We start from the raw sequence: 2701 nt of genomic DNA, 5'->3' as shown, positions 1-2701 counted from the left end.
TAGCCTTACATATTCTGAATATATTTCTAGTGTTTAGTTTTTTCTGGATAAATCTGATTATTCTAACTTAAATTATTAAGCTTAACTAGCTTCAAGTATATTTATTATCAATAAACTAAGAAAATTGAACTATTTAGTTAAATTAGATATTTTGCATAGATCGACAACAGGAGCGTAACACCTACTTACCCTCAAGAAGTTTTGGAAAATATCTAAAGACGAGAAAATAAATAAACTAAAAATTAAGTTTTTTGATTGAAACATATATGGTCAACCCCTTTTGATTATAGCTAATTCTAAAATAGCAATTTATAAGGCTTTTACCTTCTATGAGAGAACTCCAATAGTAAAAATATCCAATTAATTATCGTACTCTTATTCATTAATTATTTCCGCCTACTCCCTACGGACGTTGTATGTAACGTCCCTACAACCTACTCCCTGGAGACATCTATTAGTTTAGTTATGCTCGAAATATTAACTGAATTATGGCTTGCTGATTAAATCTAAAAGCACTGACAGATAAAGATTTTCGCCTTTTTAGGTCGAAAAAAGTGCCAGCTTTTCAGTCCAAAAAGCTTAAAAACTCAGTATTCTAGGCAGGAGCAGAAAAATCACTCTTAAAATTCTCCCTCCTGCCTCCTCTATCATTCCTCGTTTCTACTGACTCCTGACTCCTGACTCCTGACTCCTGACTTCTGACTCCTAACTTCTCCCCCTGCCATGCATACTTTTTCAGCAAACCCTAATTAGTTAAACTATGCGTATTCTTATTTATTCCTATAATTATTACCCAGAACCAATTGGCATTGCTCCCTTAATGACGGAACTGGCAGAAGGTTTTGTGAAACGTGGTCATCAAGTTCGTGTAGTGACTGGTATGCCAAATTATCCTGAACGTAAAATTTATGATGAATACAAAGGTAAGTTTTTTTTAACTGAGGAACTAAATGGTGTGACAGTCCAACGTAGTTATATCCATATTAAAGGTTCTAAACCAGGGGTTTTAGATCGATTATTGCTAGATGGTAGTTTTATTGTTTCTAGTCTTTGGCAAGCTTTTAATGGTTGGAAACCTGATGTGATTTTTGCAACGACTCCTCCTATACTAATTTCTTTACCAGTTAGTTTTTACGGATTATTTTCTAATTCTTCTGTGGTCTTAAATATTCAGGATATTGTTTCTGAAGCTGCTGTAAGAGTTGGGTTAGTTAAAAAAGATAGTTGGATAATACGTATAGCTCAAGCTGTAGAAAAATTAGCTTATCTAAAAGCTGCTAAAATTAGCGTTATTGCTGAAGATTTTGTCACTAACTTAGTTGAACAAGGGGTTTCTCAAGACCGACTTGTTTGTATTCCTAATTGGGTAGACCTGAATTTTATTAAACCTCTAAATAAAAATAATCAATTTAGAGAGGAACATAATCTTCAAGATAAATTTGTCGTTGTTTATTCTGGGAATATTGCTCTAACTCAAGGATTAGAAACTGTAGTTAAAGCTGCTGTTAGTCTCAAGGAAAAATCGGAAATTTGTTTCGTAATTTTGGGGGAAGAAAAAGCGCGTCAACAATTACAAGAGTGTTGTGATAAATATCAAGCAGATAATGTACTTTTGCTCCCTTTAGTACCACGAGAAAAATTACCAGAAATGTTATCTGCTGCTGATGTTGGGTTAGTAATACAGAAAAAGACTGTTACTGCTTTTAATTTACCTTCAAAAATTCCTGTTATTCTTGCTAGTGGTCGTCCAATAGTAGCTTCTGTTCCAGATACAGGTACGGCAATCAGAGTTGTTAATGAAAGTGGTGGTGGAATAGTAGTTACTCCAGAAGATTCTCAAGCTTTGGCACAAGCAATTGTAGAGTTATATGAAAATCCAGAAAAACTTCAGCAACTTGGTCAGCAAGGAAGAAAATATGCAGAAGAAAATTTTGGGTCTAAAAATGCTTTGAATAGTTATGAAGCTTTATTTTCTGAAATTTTAGAGTCGAGGGAGTAGGGAGTAGGGAGTAGGGAGTAGGGAGTAGGGGAAAATAATTGATGATTTATATTCGATAATTGATTTTACTTTTTATTATTGGATATATCTAATAGTTTTTTGTTTTAGTTATTAGGGAGTAGGGAATAGGGAATAGGGAAGATGGATCGAAGGATGGCAACAAGCAAAAAAAATATTTACTTCATCAGTTTTAAAGATGCTTTCCATACAAAAAAAGTTTTTGTTTATTCACATTCCTAAAACAGCAGGTAATTCAATTCAGAGTGTTCTAAAGCATTACTCTGAAGACGAAATTCTGTGCCTTAACCCTTTGCAAGATGGTGTAGAGAGATTTGAAGTAAGAAATAAAAATTTTCCTAACATACATAAACACTCGTCTTTACTTGACTACTATCAAGTTTTGTCACCTGATTTTTTTCATTCTCGTTATAAGTTTGCCGTTATAAGAAACCCTTGGGAAAGAATGATTTCTTTCTTTTTTTCGCCACATCGTCAAACTCAAAAGTGGAATAGAGATTAGTTTATTAGTAAGCATTCAGCTATTAGCGGTCAGCTATCAGCTTTTTAATAGACATCTCCAGAAAAGAGGAAGTAGGGGTAGGGATTAAGGGGAAATAATTGATAACTGCTGTACGATAATTGATTTTATTTTTGATGATTGGAGATGTCTAATGAATAATAAAGCAAGCATTAATTTAATTT

Annotated in this window: 3 protein-coding genes; 2 read left to right on the top strand and 1 reads right to left on the bottom strand. The window is 33.4% G+C overall.

All coding sequences use genetic code 11. The annotated features are described in order from the left end of the window. Positions 1-595: 595 nt before the first annotated feature. Complete coding sequence (locus tag F6K13_RS27355; RefSeq protein WP_161565066.1) at positions 596-742, bottom strand: hypothetical protein; 147 nt, start codon at positions 740-742, stop codon at positions 596-598. 18 nt (positions 743-760) lie between these two features. Between F6K13_RS27355 and F6K13_RS27350 the strand changes: the two genes are divergently transcribed. Then, the gene (locus F6K13_RS27350) at positions 761-1999 is read left to right on the top strand and encodes a glycosyltransferase family 4 protein (RefSeq protein WP_124147301.1); all 1239 of its coding nucleotides are present in this window, start codon (positions 761-763) and stop codon (positions 1997-1999) included. A 196-nt stretch (positions 2000-2195) separates the two neighbouring features. Further along, positions 2196-2519, top strand: a complete 324-nt coding sequence (locus F6K13_RS27345; protein ID WP_124147302.1) for a sulfotransferase family 2 domain-containing protein — start codon at positions 2196-2198, stop codon at positions 2517-2519. Positions 2520-2701: the final 182 nt, after the last annotated feature.

The sequence above is a fragment of the Okeania sp. SIO2B9 genome, assembly GCF_010672505.1.
Classification (GTDB): Bacteria; Cyanobacteriota; Cyanobacteriia; order Cyanobacteriales; family Microcoleaceae; genus Okeania; species Okeania hirsuta.
The sequence above is the reverse complement of the archived record's forward strand: the minus strand, read 5'-3'. Positions and strand labels throughout refer to the sequence as shown.

Excerpts from the sequence above, each read along its gene's own strand:
- F6K13_RS27350 (WP_124147301.1), top strand. The coding sequence starts at position 761 with ATGCGTATTCTTATTTATTCCTATAATTATTACCCAGAACCAATTGGC.
- F6K13_RS27345 (WP_124147302.1), top strand. The coding sequence starts at position 2,196 with ATGCTTTCCATACAAAAAAAGTTTTTGTTTATTCACATTCCTAAAACA.